The organism is Kribbella sp. NPDC043289, from assembly GCF_056436705.1.
Genome location: NZ_JBWKCB010000003.1, coordinates 774383 through 788833, shown reverse-complemented (window position 1 = coordinate 788833; position 14451 = coordinate 774383). Strand labels below are relative to the sequence as shown.

Here is a 14451-nt window from a genome sequence, read left to right as displayed (position 1 = left end):
AGCAGCATGCCGACCCTGCCTGATTTCCGTCTGGAGACGTACTTCGCCCGCTGGGAGTTCAGCGCGCGCTACCACCTGACCGCGTCCGACGCGCAAACGCTGCCGATGTCCGAGCTGCTCGCGCTTGCCGACGCCGACGGTCGCGAACGCTGGAACACGCTGTCCCTCGGCTACACCGAGACCCGCGGCCTGCCTGCGCTCCGCGAGGAAATCGCCCGGACCTACGAAACCGGCAGTCCCGACGACGTGTTGTGTTTCGCGGGCGCCGAGGAAGCGATCTACGTGGCGATGCGGACGTTGGTCGAGCCAACGGATCACGTCGTCGTCCTGACGCCCAACTACCAAGCGGCCGAGACCATCCCGCTGTCCGTGTGTGAAGTGACCGGGGTGGCGCTGCGGGCCGAGGACGGTTGGGCGCTCGACGTCGACGCGATCGAGGCCGCGCTGCGCCCGAACACCCGGATCGTCTCGGTGAACTTCCCCAACAACCCGACCGGCGCGCTTCCAGCACCGGACACCTGGGCGCGGCTCGTGCGGCTGTGCGACGACCGCGGGATCACGCTGTTCTCCGACGAGGTCTACCGCGGCCTCGAGGCGAACCCCTTGCCACAAGCAACAGACCTGTCGAGTACGGCGATCTCGCTCAACGTGATGTCCAAGGCCTACGGACTCCCGGGGTTGCGGATCGGCTGGATCGCGTGCCACGACCGTGCCGTCCTGGACCGGCTCGAACGGGCGAAGCACTACACGACGATCTGCAACGCGGGACCGAGCGAGGTGCTGGCGCTGATCGCGCTGCGGGCCAGGGATCGCGTCCTGGAACGCAACCGGGGGATCATCGCCGACAACCTGCCGGTGTTCGCGGAGTTCTTCGGGCGGTACCCGGAGTTGTTCGAGTTCGCCGCGCCTGACGGTGGCTGCGTCTGCTACCCGCGCTACTTCGGCTCCGACGGTGTGGAGGCGATGTGCGCCGACCTGGTCGAGCAGGCCGGCGTACTGCTGCTGCCGTCGAGCATCTACGCCTCCGAGCTGACCGGGACGCCGACGGACCGCTTCCGGATCGGGGTCGGGCGCAGCGGGCCGGGCGAGGCGCTGGCTGTCTGGGCCGACTGGCTGGACAAGCGTCGGCTCAGGTGATGCGGGTCCAGGTCGGGCCGTCGGCGGTGTCGGTGACCTGGACGCCGAGCTCGGTCAGCTCCGCCCGGAGCGCGTCCGCACGCGCCCAGTCCCGGGCCGCCCGCGCCGCCTCCCGATCGGCGACCAGCTGTCGCACCGCATCGTCGTTGTCCCCGCTCGACTCACCCGCATCGAGCGCCTCGAACGTCAGACCCAGTACGGCGGAACTCGCCGCAACGACCGCCCGCTGACCCGCCTCCGACAACGCCGGATCGCGCAACGACTCCTGCAGCAACGCCAGCACCCGCGGAGTATTGAGGTCCGCGCTGATCGCCTCGTCGATCTGGTCGATCACGGCGATCGCGGCCGCGTCGTCCCCGGCCAGCGCGCGGGCCTCGTTCGCGGTCGTGACCACCGGCAACGCACCGAGTGCCGACGTACGCCGAATCAGCCGGCGCAACGCGGTCTGGGCACTCGCCAGACCGCCCGTGGTGAACTCGAGTTGTGCGCGGTAGTGACCACCCAGCAGGAACAGCCTGTAGGAGAGGGGATCGACCCCCTGCTTCGCGAGCTCGCTCACGGTCAGGATGTGGCCGGCCGACTTCGAGATCTTCGCGGACCCGAGCTGCAGGAACTCGTTGTGCAGCCAGAACTTCACCCACGGCTGCCCGTCGCCCAGGTACGCCTCGCTCTGCGCGATCTCGTTGACGTGATGCAACTGCCGGTGGTCGACCCCGCCGGTGTGGATGTCGAAGTGCTCGCCGAGCAGCAGCATGCTCATCACGGAGCACTCCAGGTGCCAGCCCGGCGCGCCCCAGCCCCACGGCGAGTTCCAGCGCATCGCCCGCAGCTGCCCCGGCGCCTCCGCGCGCCAGAGCGCGAAGTCGGTCTTCGCGCGCCGCCCGGGCACCTCTTCGACCCGCGCGCCCTCGAGCTGTCCACTCACATCGATCAGGCCGAGCTGTCCGTACGTCGGGTCCTTGGACGTGTCGAAGTACAGCCCGGACTCGATCTCGTAGGTGAAGCCGCGCTCGACCAGGCGCTCCGCGAACGCGATCATCTGCTCGACGTACTGCGTCGCGCGCGGGTAATGCTGCGCGGGCAGGATGTTCAGCGCGGCGAGATCGGTGAAGAACGCCTCGGTGTACATCGCCGCGATCTCCTCGACCGACCGGCGTTCCCGGGCCGCCGCGACCTCGAGCTTGTCCTCGCCGAGCTCGGCCTCCGCGACCGCGTGGCCGACGTCGGTGATGTTGATGACGTGCTCGACCTGCCAGCCCTTCCAGAGCAGCGCGCGTCGCAGCGTGTCGGCGAAGGTGTACGCGCGCAGATTGCCGATGTGCGCGTAGCTGTAGACGGTCGGGCCGCAGCTGTACAGCCGCACGGTGCCGTCCGCGGCCGGCGTGAACTCCTCGACGCGGCGCCCGAGGGAATTGAAGAGCCGCAACGGCCTCGACACGGTCATCCCCGGGATGCTAGCAACGCCCGCCGGGTCCGCTGTCCGCACAACGACAGGTCAGCAATGTGAGACGGTCACGCTGAGCCATGGACAACGGGTGTGCAACTGAGTACGGTCCGTAAACGGCGTCCGCACCACGCCAACCGATGGAGGATCGTGGGTTCCTCCCCTTTGGTCGGTGAGGTGCTGCCCGCCAGTGGCACCTCGCTGGTGTGTGGGCAAGCAGGCAGCGGCGGTGCGTCGCGGTCTGATGGGGGCCCATCCACCCAGGTGGGGTGGTGAGCGACACTCACTCGCTCGCCGCCCCACCGGTTCAACTTTCTCCGGCGAACCCCCCAACGCTCCGCCGTCCCAGGTCGTCTTGACAGCTGACAGTGCAAGCGAACTGCAGCCGACGGAACAGGTGCCATGGCCGACTGGGAACGAGCTTTCCGCGATCTCCTCGCCGCCCGGGGTACGGCGCTGCGCGCGTACGGCTATCTCTTGACAGGCGAGTCTTCCGCTGCCGCCGATCTCGTGCAGGACGCCCTGCTGCGGGTCTTCAGCCGGCTCCGGGTCAACGACGACATCCCCGAGCTGGAGAGCTACGTACGGCGGGTCATGCTGAACCGCTACGTCGACAGCACCCGGCGCGCTCGGCGCTGGCGGGCGAAACGTCACCTGCTCCTCCAGCCGGCCGTGCAGGTCGAGGACCCCGGACTCGCCGGCGACGTTCGGCAGGCGCTGACCACGCTGTCGCCCCGGCAACGTGCCTGTGTCGTGCTGCGGTACTACGACGACCTCACGGTGCCGGAGATCGCGGCGCGTCTGCACTGCGCCGAAGGCACGGTCAAACGCCACCTGGCCGATGCCCGGAGCAAGCTCGCCACGCAACTCGCCGTACCCGAGGAGACGATGAAATGACCGATCTGAGGAACCTGCTCGAGGAAATGGCCGGTGACAACGCCGTGAAGGTCGACGAGGGTGACATCCTCCGCCGGATCCGTCGTCGCCGGCGGATGCGCACCAGCCTGGCCGGTGCGTCCGGTCTGGCGGCCGTGGCGGCGCTCGCGGTCGGCGCGTACGCCGTGGTTCCGGCCGGCACCACGACTCCGGCCGGCCCGGCGACGACTGCGGTGGCCACGCCCCGGCCGGCCCCGGTCGCGCCGTACCACTGCGGCGACGGGTTTCCCGCGCCTGAGCCCGTCCCCAGCGGGCGATTCGTCGCGACGGTGACGCTGACCCAGAAGACCATCAGCCGCACGGCCACCGGGTGGTCCGGGACCATCCGGGCGGGGTACCGGTACAACGGCGGACTGCCGCACCCGCTGATCGCGGGTCTGCCGCCGCACTGGGTCGCTGTCGTCCGCGACGGCCGGATGGTGGGGCACGCGACCGTCAGAACGACCGCCAAGGTGGTCGAGCTGCAGGCCGGCCAGTCGCAGGTCGTTGACGCCGGCATCGACATCCGATCCTGCGCCGGCACGTCGTTGCCGTCCGGCGCGTACCTGCTGTACGAGGACCTTGATCCGACCGCGAAACGCTCGAAGCTTCTCGTAGAAACCGGCCCGATCGGGCGCCTGCAGTTGCCCTGAACCCCGGTGTTTGTCGGATGGCCGGACAATCTTCAGGTGCCGAAAGGTTTCGTCGTCGGGGCCGGGCGGGCAGACTGACCACCGTCCGCTACCCAACCGCCCCTGGGAGTAGTCGTGCCCCGACTCTTTCGTCCGGCGCTGCTCGTCACCGCCGTACTAGCACTGCTCGGCTTCGGCATCACCCCGTCGAACGCCGCCACGTCAATCACGGTCGCCACCGCGATCGGTCGCCAGGACAACTCGACAGCCTCCGTCACCGGGTACGTGGTCGGTCAGCCGACCGCCACCAGCACCGTTGTCCGCAGCAACTTCCCGAACGACTACGCGCTGGCGCTGGCCGACTCGGCCACCCAGACGAGCACGTCGTCGATGCTCTACGTACAGATCCCGACCGCGTTCCGGGCGTCGTACGGGCTGCAGAGTAACCCGAGCCTGGTCGGCAAGCAGATCACGGTCACCGGCGCGCTGGCGGCGTACTTCTCGCACCCGGGACTGAAGAACGCGACCGCCTTCGCCGGCGGGGGCGGCACGGACCCGGGCCCGGATCCGGGTGACTACTACGCCGGTGCCGAGGGCAAGACCGGTGCCGCGCTGAAGTCCGCGCTGCACACGATCATCTCGAACCAGACCAAGCTCACCTACGACCAGGTCTGGGACGCGCTCAAGGTCACCGACCAGGACCCGAACAACAGCAACAACGTCATCGAGATCTACTCAGGCCGCTCGATCGCGAAGAGCAGCCAGGGCGGCGGCGTCGACGACTGGAACCGCGAGCACGTCTGGGCCAAGTCGCACGGCGACTTCGGTACGGCGACCGGCCCCGGCACCGACGTCCACCACCTGCGCCCCGAGGACGTCTCGGTGAACTCGGCCCGCGGCAACCTCGACTTCGACAACGGCGGTACGGCGGTTGCCCAGTGCACCGGTTGTACGGCGGACTCGGACTCGTTCGCGCCGCGCGCGGCGGTCCGCGGTGACGTTGCCCGGATGATCTTCTACATGGCCGTCCGCTACGAGGGCGACGACGGCTTCGCGAACCTGGAGCCGAACGACAAGGTCAGCAACGGTACGGCGCCGTACATCGGCAAGCTGTCGGTGCTGAAGGCCTGGGCGGCGGCCGACCCGCCGGACGCGTTCGAGAAGAACCGCAACGAGGTCATCTACAGCCAGTTCCAGCACAACCGGAACCCGTTCATCGACCACCCGGAGTGGATCAGCTCGATCTGGCCGTAAGCCACACACCGTCCCAGGGCCGTGTCCCCCGCCGAGCGGGAGGCGCGGCCCTAGCGGTTCCTGGTGGTTTCTAGCGGTTCGCCTGGATGTCGCGTTTGCCGCCGACCGGGCCGAGGGCCGGCCGGTCCTGCGGCGGCCGCTCGCCGCCGGCGCCGAGCTGCCGCGGAGCGACCGGGTGCGCGATACCGGCCTGGGCGGCGTTGACGCCGAGCCGGGTCTGCACCCACTCCCGGAAACCCGGGTCGGCGACCCGGATCTGATGATCGGAGCGGGTCAGCAGTCCACGCGCCACGAGCTTGTTGGCGGCGCCGTCGAGGTCCCAGCGACGAGACTCCTGCTGGTCTGACTGCGCCGGGTCCGCGATCCCCTGGGCGCCGCGCGCGGCGGTCCGCACCAGCAGCTCCTTCTGGGCGGCGGTGCAGTTGTACCAGGCGGCGTCGTACAGCACGCGGGACTGGACGTTCAGCCGGCTGGTCGCGGTGGAGGCGATCTCCGCGGAGATTCCGATGCTCGGATCGGCGATCTCGAGCGCTCCGGCGGCGAGCGTCCGGAGGCGGGTCGGGTTCCCCTCCGCGGCCGCGACCAGGTTCTCGACCGCCGCGGGCTCGTACCGGACGCCGGCCTGGTCGAGCGGACGGGTGAACGCGGCGCGCAACTGGTCGTTGGTCAGCGACGGAAGCTTCCGGACGTCGATCTTCTTGATGTCCCTGGACGCCGTGCCGGACTTCCCGCCCGATGCGGTGAGCAGCCGGGAGTACGCGTCCTCGCCGCCCGCGGCGACCAGGAACATCGGCTGCCGCATCGAGCGCAGGTGGGACGACAGGTTGACCAGCGTGACCAGGTCGTTCTCCTCGGCGGCGTCCAGGTTGTCCACCATCAGCATGATCGGCGTCCGGCTCGGCAGCGCCATCTTGCCGAGGTGCTCGCCGACCTCGTTCAGGGTCGTGCCGACGGAGTCCTTGGCGACGCCTTCCCAGGAGGCGTGGATGCCGACCTTCAGCGGTGAGAAGCCGAACCGGGACTGGGCGGTGTTCATCGTGTTCGTGGTACGGACCGCCATCTTGTTCAGGATGTCCCGCAGCTGCTTGACCTCGGAGGCCGGGTACTTTGCCCTGAACGTGTCGAGCTGGTCGCGGATCGAGCGGATCACCCGCGCCTCCATGGACTCGCGGCGGGACGCGTTCAGCCGGATCGTGATCCAGCCGTCCTTCTCGGCCATCGCCTGGGCCCGGTCCAGCTCCTGGCTGGTGCCGATCCCGGGCGGTCCGGTGTACAGCACCGTGGTGCCGTCGGGGTCCCGCTCCTCGAGCGACGCCGGCCGGCCCTGCTCGTCGGCGCGGTCGACCGGGTGCACCAGCGCACCCGCCGCGCCGAAGACCTGGTTGACCAGTGCTCGCCCACCGGTCGGGTGCGCCGGGGCCAGTGCGGGTTCCTGCCGGGCGATAACCCGGCCGAACTCCGGGCTTCGGGCAACCGCCGGCGTCTGGCCGAGACGGTCGTTCACCCAGTCCTGGAACCCCTGGTCAGGGATCGTCACGATGCGTTCGTCGTGCTCCCGCAGCAGCCCGCGGGCGACCAGTTCCTGGCGAGCCTTGTCGATGTCCTGCCACTCACCGGCACCGGCGGCGCCGGTCACCTCCGGCATCTCCAGGCCGTTCGGGCCTTCGGCCGCCACGCGGGCCAGCAACTCCTTCTGGGCGGCGTTGGTCTCCCGCTGGCCCCATTCGGCCTCGTATCGCGCGGCCGCCCCCGCCCACACGTCGGCGATCGCCGCCCGCGCCACGTCGACGGTGATCCCCTGCTGTGGATGCCGGTACGCGAGCGCGGTCTCGCCGAGGTCCCGCAGCCAGCTCGGGTCGCCGTTGGCGGCGAACAGCAACGAGTCGACGGCAGCGTCGTCGTACCGGATGCCGGCTGCTTCCAGCGGCACGGTCAGGGACGGCCGGAGCTCCGCGTCGGACAGCGGTCCGAGCGTGCGGATGTCGAACTGGTTGGTGATCGTCGTCGCGATGCCGGACATCCGGCGGGAGGCGCGCATCAGCTCGCCGGTCGACTTCGCGCCACCGGCCGCGATCAGCCAGACCGGACGCTTGAGGTGCTCGATGTGGATCGCCAGCTCGTTCAGGCCGGCCAGGTTGAACTCGTCGGCCTTGTCGACGTTGTCGACCAGCAACAGGATCGGCTTGTCGTCGACCTCGGTCAGCTTGCCGAGCTCGTCCGCGAAATCCTCGAGCGTGGTCCCGAGGTTGTCGTACGCCGTGGTGTCCTTCTCCTGCTTCAGGACGAGCTCGACCGGGAACACCCCGCCGAGGAAACGTCCCTCCCAGCCGACGCGGGTCTTGCGGCCGCTCCGGGTCAGGTCGCGGACCGTCCTGCTGAGCTTGCCGACCGGGCGGTCGCCGAACCGGTCCCGCAGCTCGTCCAGGTTCTCCCGGACCGCCATCGTGAAGGCGTGCTCGAGCGGGAGTTTCGAGTTGGCGGGCAGCCGGATCGTGGTCCACCCCTGGCGCTGCGCCAGATCCTCCGCCCGGTCCAGCTCCGAGGTCTTCCCCATCCCGGGCGGGCCGGTGAACAGGATCGCCTTGCTCTCGGGCAGCGTCGGGCCGAGCGAGACGGGGTTGCCGAGCCGGTCCGTGCGAGGGACGAAGTACGCCGGGTGCCGTTCCGTCCCGAAGACCTGGCTCATTGCACCAGGGTGCGGACCGTAGCCGTCCCCGACACAGGCTGTGCATGACCTGGGGGTTAACAGTCGGCTCCCGCGAGTTGAATCGGCCGCCTGGCAACCGGTCTAGAGGCACCGGCCCGATCGCGCAGTCCTGGCCCGAAATCCTTGGAACGGCGCCGTCGCCCTGTCACGCTCAGTGCATGAAACTCACACGAGTGATGGCCGCGCTGGCCGCGGCGCCGGTCATGGGGCTGTTGCTCGGGGCACCCGCACAGGCCGACCCGGACCCGAACCTCACGATCACCCAGGTCATCCTCGACCGTACGTCGGTCGCGGTGTCCGGCCTGAACACGTACCCGATCAACGTGACCGTCAAGGGCGGCTACAACTCGACCGAACCCGGTGACGAGAACCTGGTGCTGAACGTCGTCCTCCAGCGCACCGGTGGCACCGGACCACGCGACGGCATCGTGTCGGCCGACCTCAAGCGCACCGGGGGCACGCTCCGCAACGGCACCTGGACCGGCCGGCTGAACGTCGCGTCGACCGCGAACGGCACGTTCAAGGTGACCGGTGTGATGACCGGCCCGTACGGCGGCCCGGACCCGGGAACGCCGGTTAACCCGACGCCGTACTCCGGTCAGACGATCACCGTGCAGGGCACCAACCTGCCGCGGATCACCGCGTCGGTGAACCCGAAGGTGGTGCCGTTCGGCAAGCCCTACTCGATCACCTGGGTGGTCACGAACACCGCCACCGGGAAGCCGTACGGCTCGCAGATCCCGATCGGGCTCGGCGTCGACACGCCCTGCGCCGAGGGCGGCAGCCCGATGTACCGGACGGGGACCAACGGCGTCATCACCAAGAACTACATGGCCGACGACGCCGGTGCTCTGAACTGCGCGCACCTCATGGCCGATCCGTACTACATCGCCGGCCAGTGGTTGTTCCCGGCGCGGCCGGCGGCGATCGCGGCGGTGCCGTCGAAGACCAGCGCCCGGGTCGGAACGGTTGTCCCGGTCAACGGTTCGGTCGCGCACGTGACCGGCTCGTGCGCGGTTCAGCTGCAGCGGCTGTACGGGCGGACGCAGTGGAGGACGGTCAGCACGGGCGCGGTGCGGCAGTCCGGGCGGTTCACGGTGAACGCGCAGCCGTCGTACAAGGGCCTGATTCCGTACCGCGTGTACTTCCCGGCCTGTGAGCCGTTCGTCGCGGGCGTCAGCAAGTCGTTCACCATCCAAGGGACGTGATGATGAGAACCAGCCGAGTGCTCGCCGCGGCGCTGCTCGCCGTACCGCTGGCCGCTGTCCCCGTGACGGCGCACGCCGCTCCCGATCCGGATCTGCACATCACCTCGGTAACGCTGAGTCGGAGCAGCGTCGCCGTCAGCGGACTCAACACCGCACCGGTCACCGTGACGGTCAAGGGGCAGTACGGCACCGGTTCTCCGGACGACACCAAGGGCCCGGTGAACGTGATTCTCGAACGGACCGGTGGTACCGGCCAGGAGCGGACGCTGTTGTCCACCAACCTCGCGCGGCAGACGAACGGCACCTGGAGCGGGCCGCTGCAGGTCCCGTCGACGGCGAACGGGACCTTCAAGGTCACCGGCGTACAGACCGGACCGTTCTTCCCGGGCAGCGGCACCATGACCGACCCGACGCCGTACGCCGGTCCGTCGCTCGCCGTCACCGGAACGCATCAGCCGAAGATCACCGCCTCGGTGACGCCGAAGTACGTGCCGTACGGCAAGCCGTACTCGATCAAGTGGGCGGTCACCGACGCGCAGACCGGCAAGCCGTACGGCAGCCGGGTGCGGGTGGAGCTGGGGATCGACAACACCTGCGCCGAGTACATGGGTCCGGGCTACACGAACCTCACCGACACCAACGGCGTGGTGACCAAGGCCTACACGGCAGCCGACTCCAACGCGGTCAACTGTCTGCTGCTGCCCGGCAACCCGTCGTCGGTCGGGGGCCTCGGACTCGTCGTACTGCGGCCGCTGATCAAGCCCACCGTCAGCGCAGTCCCGTCGAGGACCAGTGCGCCTGTCGGGACGATCGTCCCGGTCAACGGTTCGGTGCACACCGTGCGCGCCGGCTGTGAGGTGTTCCTCCAGCGGCTGTACGGCGCTTCCGCCTGGCGCACCGTCAGCATGGGAGCGGTCCGGTCGTCCGGGCGCTACACGCTGAATGCGCAACCGGCGTACAAGGGCTCGATCCCGTACCGCGCCTACGTCCCGGCCTGCGCCTCGATCGCCTCGGCCAGCAAAGCGTTCTCCATCCGTGGAACCTGAGCCCTTGGGGCGGGTGGGTTAGTCTACTTAGGTAGACCTTACTTATCCGCCCGAGAGGACCGTGGTCGCGTGACCAGCCCCGCACCCCGCCGTAACCGCGTCTGCAAGCGCGCCGTCGTCCGCCGGACCGAGCGGATCACCCCGCACATGATCCGGGTGGTGCTCACCTCCGACGACTTCGCCGACAACGGCTGCACCGACCACTACGTGAAGCTGCTGTTCTGCAAGGACGGCGTCGAGTACCCCGAGCCCCTGGACATGGGCGTGGTCCGCGAGACGTACCCGGCCGAGCAGTGGCCGACGATGCGGACCTACACCGTGCGCAGCTGGGACGAGGCCACGCGCGAGCTCACGATCGACTTCGTCCACCATGGCGACGAGGGGATCGCCGGTCCGTGGGCGGCGTCCGCGCAGCCGGGTGACGTGCTCTGGTTCAACGGTCCCGGTGGCGCGTACAAGCCGGAGGAGACGGCCGACTGGCACCTGCTCGTCGGCGACGAGAGCGCGCTGCCGGCGATCGGCGCCGCGGTCGAGCAGCTCCCGGCGGGGGCTCGGGCGACCGTCCTGCTCGAGGTTTCGGACGAGACCGAGCAGCAGAAGTTCAGCGGCTCCGGCGAGGTCGACCTCCGCTGGTTCCACCGCGATGCCGCAGCAGGTGGTCGCGGTGACGCGCTGGTCGCGGCCGTTGAGGCGCTCGAGTTTCCGGCCGGCACCCCGCAGGTCTTCGTGCACGGTGAGGCCGGTTTCGTGTTCCGGATCCGCAAGAACCTCTTCCAGGAGCGCGGCCTGGCCCGCGAGCAGGTCTCGCTGTCCGGCTACTGGCGCCTCGGCAAGAACGAGGACGGCTGGCAGGCCGAGAAGGCCGACACCGCCCGCAAGGAGCGCGAGGCGTCCTAGTCCCCCGGCGTCTGGTCTAGTCCCCGCGGCGTTCGGTGAGGACGTCGATCAGGGTGCCGGCCTGGTTGGTCGGCAGCACCCAGTCGTCACCGTTCGCCTGCAGGATGACTGCCGGACCCGCGCTGCCGATCGCCTGCGTCACCGCGATCGGGAACTTCAGGCGCTCCGAGCCCGACAGCGAGAACTCGTACGTGCCCGTGATCCCGCTCAGCGGATAGGTGCGGAGCTGGTGCTCCGAGCGCGGGACCGGGTGCGACTGGATGGTCACCGAGTCGGCGTCGACCAGCACTGCGGCGAGCGGGATCCCGCGCAGCCGGAACACCAGCTCGTACGGCGTACTCGCCAGCTCGGGGATGAACGGGACGAGCAGCGCGCGGTCGGCCGCGCGGGCCAGCGCGAGCCCCGCGACGATCCCGATGATCAGACCGGGCAGCGCGAGCACAGCCGGCCACCAGACCCCGACCGCCAACGGGAACAGCGTCACCATCAGGCCGGTCAGACCGCCGAACACCGCGGCCACCGGCAGCCACCACCGCGGCTGGTACCGATGCCGGCGCCACAGAACGAACCCGAGCACCAGCATCACCACCGGCACGACACAGCCGATCCACGCCGCCGGTGACCCGGTCGCCGCGATCAGCGCCACGACCACCAACAGCAGCGCCGGAATCCCGACGTACATCCCGGCCACGATCCGCTGAACCCGCCGATGCCTGCTCTCCACGGCAAGACCCAAGCACACATCCCGCGAACCACCTACTGTGCCCGGGCCTCAGCCCCGCCCGCTCTCCGGTCCGGGGCGCTTCCGGCTCGAGCCCGGGCGAGTGCTGCCGGCCGTGCCCTTCGACTGGGTGGTCCGGAACGAGGCCTCGACCGGATCGATCCCCGCCACGCGCCGGACCTCCTTCAGTTCGTCCGGGACCAGGGTTCTGGTCGGCCCGCCCGGGCGCGGCTCGGCGATGAACCTGAAGACCGGCACCATCTCGTCCGGCACCGGCTTGTACTGGCCGAGATCCGGATCGGTCAGCATCGACCGCTGGTTCCACACGTCGGGCGGCACCTTGGTGAAGTCGAGCTGGTACGGCGACAGCTCGGAGACGTGCTGCATGAACACCTTGGCCGCGCGACCGTTGCCCTCCCGGTGCGGATGCGCCTGGTTCACGTAGGCGTGGACCTCCGCCGCCTTCGCCGCGAACTCGTCGAGGTCCATCGACGCCCAGTCGGCGGACTCGATCAGCTTGGTGGCGTCCGCCAGGTAGCGGTCGATCTGGTTCAACGGCGCGAAGCCGCCCGGGCCGCTCTTGGTCAGCGGGACCGTCCGGGTCTGGCCGGCCCAGTCGTAAACGTCCTGGAAGAGGTGCGCGTGGATCGCGTACACGTGTCGCGCGTCGTACGTGCGCGGTACGTCGGCCTCGCCGGACTCCAGCTCCCGCTGGCGGTCCAGCACCGCCGCGTACTCCAGGTCCTTCAGCGTGTCCTTGTCACGTTCGCCGAACTTGTTCTGCAGCGTGTCGTGGTGGGGCGGTGCGTAGGCGTACGGGTCCTGCGCCACGTGGCCGCCTCAGCTCTCGTTGCCGGCGCGGCGGCGGGCGGTCTCGTGGGCCCGGCGCAGGTACTCGTCCTTGTCGATGCGGCCGAGCGCGCGGTCGGTGAGGTTCGCGACGTCCTCGCGGTTCGGCTCCCAGCCCTCGTGCCAGGCATTCGCGAGCGACTGCAGAACAGCACGTCGCTGCACGTCGTCGAGAGGGGCGAACAGCTCGGGCCAGCGTTCCTCGACGTCCAGCTGATCAGCCACTGCAGACCCCTCCCTGAACTCCGGAACTGCCTACTCTATCGAGCATGATCGAGATTCCCGCGAAGCTGATGCGGAACCATCGGGAGAAGGCGTCCGACTGGTTGGACGGGTTGCCGGCGGCCGTCGATCGGTACGTCGGCGAGTGGGATCTGACCGTTGACGGCGAGCCGCTGAGCGGTGAGGCCTCGCTGATCCTGCCCGTCGTACGGCGGGACGGCGCGAAGGCGATGCTGAAGCTGCAAACGGTCAATGACGAGAGCGAGAGCGAGGCGCTCGCGCTGCGGACCTGGAACAAGGACGACGTCGTCGAGGTGTACGAGGACGACCCCGCGACCTCGACCCTGCTGCTCGAGCGGCTCGCACCGCGGACGCTCGACGACCACCCCGATCCCGTCGAGGCGACCCGGATCCTCGCCGAGCTCCTGACCCACCTGAGCGCCGTACCCGCGCCGTCCGGCGTCCGCCGTCTCTCGGACATCGCGGCCGGGATGATCGAGGACGCGCCCCGCCTGATCCCCCGCCTCACCGACCCGGCCGAGCAGCAGTTGGTACGGCGCTTCGTCGCGCAGGTCGGCGAGGTGTTGCCGGAGTCCGGCGACCGCCTGCTGCACTGGGACCTGCACTACCTGAACGTGATGGCCGCCGAGCGGCGCCCGTGGCTGGTGATCGACCCGAAGCCGCTCGCCGGAGACCCGGCGTTCGAGATCTTCCCGGTGCTGTGGAACCGCTGGGACGATCTCGTCGCGACCGGCGACGTGGCGCAGGCGATCCGCGACCGGTTCGCTCTGATGCTCGAGGTGACCGGTATCGAGCGGGACCGGGCGCTGGCCTGGACGGCGGGCCGGATCCTGCAGAACGTGCTCTGGTTCACCGAGGACGGCGACACCCGGATCGAAGACGAGCTTGCGGCGGTCACGGATGCCCTGTTCGTGTGATTACATAATTACGTGACGACCCCGACGTTGTACGAGTGGGCCGGCGGGCACGACGCTCTGCGCCGGCTGACCGAGGTGTTCTACGACAAGGTGCTCGAGGACCCGATCCTCGCACCGGTCTTCGCGCACATGAGCGACCAGCATCGCGAGCACGTGGCGATCTGGCTCGGCGAGGTGTTCCGCGGCCCCAGCCGGTACACCGACGAGCTCGGCGGCTACCCGGCGATGCTGTCCCACCACCTCAACCTCGGGCTCACCGAGGAGCAGCGGTCCCGGTGGGCCGCGCTGATCGCACAGAGCGCCGACCCGGCCGGTCTCCCCGACGATCCGGAGTTCCGGTCGGCGTTCGTCGCGTACGTCGAGTGGGGCACCCGGATCGCGCTCGCGAACTCGCAGCCCGGCGCTACGCCGCCGCCGAAGGCTCCGGTTCCGCACTGGGGTTGGGGCGAGGCGCCGCCGTACCAGCCCTGACTCCAGCCCT

At 69.6% G+C, this 14451-nt stretch carries 14 protein-coding genes; 9 read left to right on the top strand and 5 right to left on the bottom strand.

The features are described 5' to 3' along the window. Window positions 1-6: 6 nt before the first annotated feature. Window positions 7-1137 (top strand): aminotransferase class I/II-fold pyridoxal phosphate-dependent enzyme, encoded by a 1131-nt coding sequence (locus AC0662_RS22120; RefSeq protein ID WP_478302855.1) that lies wholly within the window; start codon window positions 7-9, stop codon window positions 1135-1137. Here AC0662_RS22120 and cysS read toward each other — a convergent pair. Beyond that, a complete protein-coding gene (gene cysS / locus AC0662_RS22115) occupies window positions 1130-2581 on the bottom strand; it encodes a cysteine--tRNA ligase (RefSeq protein ID WP_478302853.1) in 1452 nt (483 codons plus the stop codon). The genes AC0662_RS22120 and cysS overlap by 8 nt on opposite strands. Window positions 2582-2983: 402 nt before the next feature. Here cysS and AC0662_RS22110 point away from each other — a divergent pair, with 402 nt between their 5' ends. From AC0662_RS22110 to AC0662_RS22100, 3 genes are all read left to right on the top strand, one after another. Continuing rightward, entirely contained in the window at window positions 2984-3478 is a 495-nt protein-coding gene (locus AC0662_RS22110) for an RNA polymerase sigma factor (RefSeq protein ID WP_478302851.1), read from the top strand. Further along, window positions 3475-4149, top strand: coding sequence for a hypothetical protein (locus AC0662_RS22105; RefSeq protein WP_478302849.1), 675 nt, complete (start codon window positions 3475-3477; stop codon window positions 4147-4149). The genes AC0662_RS22110 and AC0662_RS22105 overlap by 4 nt, the downstream gene beginning before the upstream one ends. 114 nt (window positions 4150-4263) lie before the next feature. Continuing rightward, window positions 4264-5382, top strand: a complete 1119-nt coding sequence (locus AC0662_RS22100; RefSeq protein WP_452196441.1) for an endonuclease — start codon at window positions 4264-4266, stop codon at window positions 5380-5382. Between the two features lie 70 nt (window positions 5383-5452). Here AC0662_RS22100 and AC0662_RS22095 read toward each other — a convergent pair whose 3' ends face one another. Continuing rightward, window positions 5453-8068, bottom strand: coding sequence for a P-loop NTPase family protein (locus AC0662_RS22095; protein WP_478302847.1), 2616 nt, complete (start codon window positions 8066-8068; stop codon window positions 5453-5455). Window positions 8069-8247: 179 nt separating this feature from the next. Between AC0662_RS22095 and AC0662_RS22090 the strand changes: the two genes are divergently transcribed. From AC0662_RS22090 to AC0662_RS22080, 3 genes are all read left to right on the top strand, one after another. Continuing rightward, entirely contained in the window at window positions 8248-9297 is a 1050-nt protein-coding gene (locus AC0662_RS22090) for a hypothetical protein (RefSeq protein WP_478302845.1), read from the top strand. 2 nt (window positions 9298-9299) lie between these two features. After that, window positions 9300-10343, top strand: a complete 1044-nt coding sequence (locus AC0662_RS22085; RefSeq protein WP_452196444.1) for a hypothetical protein — start codon at window positions 9300-9302, stop codon at window positions 10341-10343. A gap of 69 nt (window positions 10344-10412) precedes the next feature. After that, window positions 10413-11240 carry a siderophore-interacting protein gene (locus AC0662_RS22080; protein WP_478302843.1) on the top strand — a complete coding sequence of 276 codons (828 nt, stop codon included), beginning with the start codon at window positions 10413-10415 and terminating at the stop codon, window positions 11238-11240. A 16-nt stretch (window positions 11241-11256) separates the two neighbouring features. Here AC0662_RS22080 and AC0662_RS22075 read toward each other — a convergent pair whose 3' ends face one another. From AC0662_RS22075 to AC0662_RS22065, 3 genes are read right to left on the bottom strand one after another with little or no spacing between them, the layout of a single operon-like run. After that, window positions 11257-11964 (bottom strand): hypothetical protein, encoded by a 708-nt coding sequence (locus AC0662_RS22075; RefSeq protein ID WP_452196446.1) that lies wholly within the window; start codon window positions 11962-11964, stop codon window positions 11257-11259. Window positions 11965-12012: 48 nt separating this feature from the next. Then, complete coding sequence (locus tag AC0662_RS22070) at window positions 12013-12792, bottom strand: Fic/DOC family protein (protein ID WP_452196447.1); 780 nt, start codon at window positions 12790-12792, stop codon at window positions 12013-12015. A gap of 9 nt (window positions 12793-12801) precedes the next feature. Then, the gene (locus AC0662_RS22065) at window positions 12802-13035 is read right to left on the bottom strand and encodes an antitoxin VbhA family protein (protein ID WP_452196448.1); all 234 of its coding nucleotides are present in this window, start codon (window positions 13033-13035) and stop codon (window positions 12802-12804) included. A gap of 44 nt (window positions 13036-13079) precedes the next feature. Here AC0662_RS22065 and AC0662_RS22060 point away from each other — a divergent pair, with 44 nt between their 5' ends. Together AC0662_RS22060 and AC0662_RS22055 are read left to right on the top strand one after the other, a co-directional pair. Beyond that, complete coding sequence (locus AC0662_RS22060; RefSeq protein WP_478302840.1) at window positions 13080-13970, top strand: aminoglycoside phosphotransferase family protein; 891 nt, start codon at window positions 13080-13082, stop codon at window positions 13968-13970. A 12-nt stretch (window positions 13971-13982) separates the two neighbouring features. Continuing rightward, complete coding sequence (locus AC0662_RS22055) at window positions 13983-14441, top strand: group II truncated hemoglobin (RefSeq protein ID WP_478302838.1); 459 nt, start codon at window positions 13983-13985, stop codon at window positions 14439-14441. Window positions 14442-14451: the final 10 nt, after the last annotated feature.

Bases quoted from the DNA above. Each gene is read 5' to 3' on its own strand.
- AC0662_RS22120 (WP_478302855.1), top strand. From the start codon at position 7: ATGCCGACCCTGCCTGATTTCCGTCTGGAGACGTACTTCGCCCGCTGG.
- cysS (WP_478302853.1), bottom strand. From the start codon at position 2,581: ATGACCGTGTCGAGGCCGTTGCGGCTCTTCAATTCCCTCGGGCGCCGC.
- AC0662_RS22110 (WP_478302851.1), top strand. From the start codon at position 2,984: ATGGCCGACTGGGAACGAGCTTTCCGCGATCTCCTCGCCGCCCGGGGT.
- AC0662_RS22105 (WP_478302849.1), top strand. From the start codon at position 3,475: ATGACCGATCTGAGGAACCTGCTCGAGGAAATGGCCGGTGACAACGCC.
- AC0662_RS22095 (WP_478302847.1), bottom strand. From the start codon at position 8,068: ATGAGCCAGGTCTTCGGGACGGAACGGCACCCGGCGTACTTCGTCCCT.
- AC0662_RS22090 (WP_478302845.1), top strand. From the start codon at position 8,248: ATGAAACTCACACGAGTGATGGCCGCGCTGGCCGCGGCGCCGGTCATG.
- AC0662_RS22085 (WP_452196444.1), top strand. From the start codon at position 9,300: ATGAGAACCAGCCGAGTGCTCGCCGCGGCGCTGCTCGCCGTACCGCTG.
- AC0662_RS22060 (WP_478302840.1), top strand. From the start codon at position 13,080: ATGATCGAGATTCCCGCGAAGCTGATGCGGAACCATCGGGAGAAGGCG.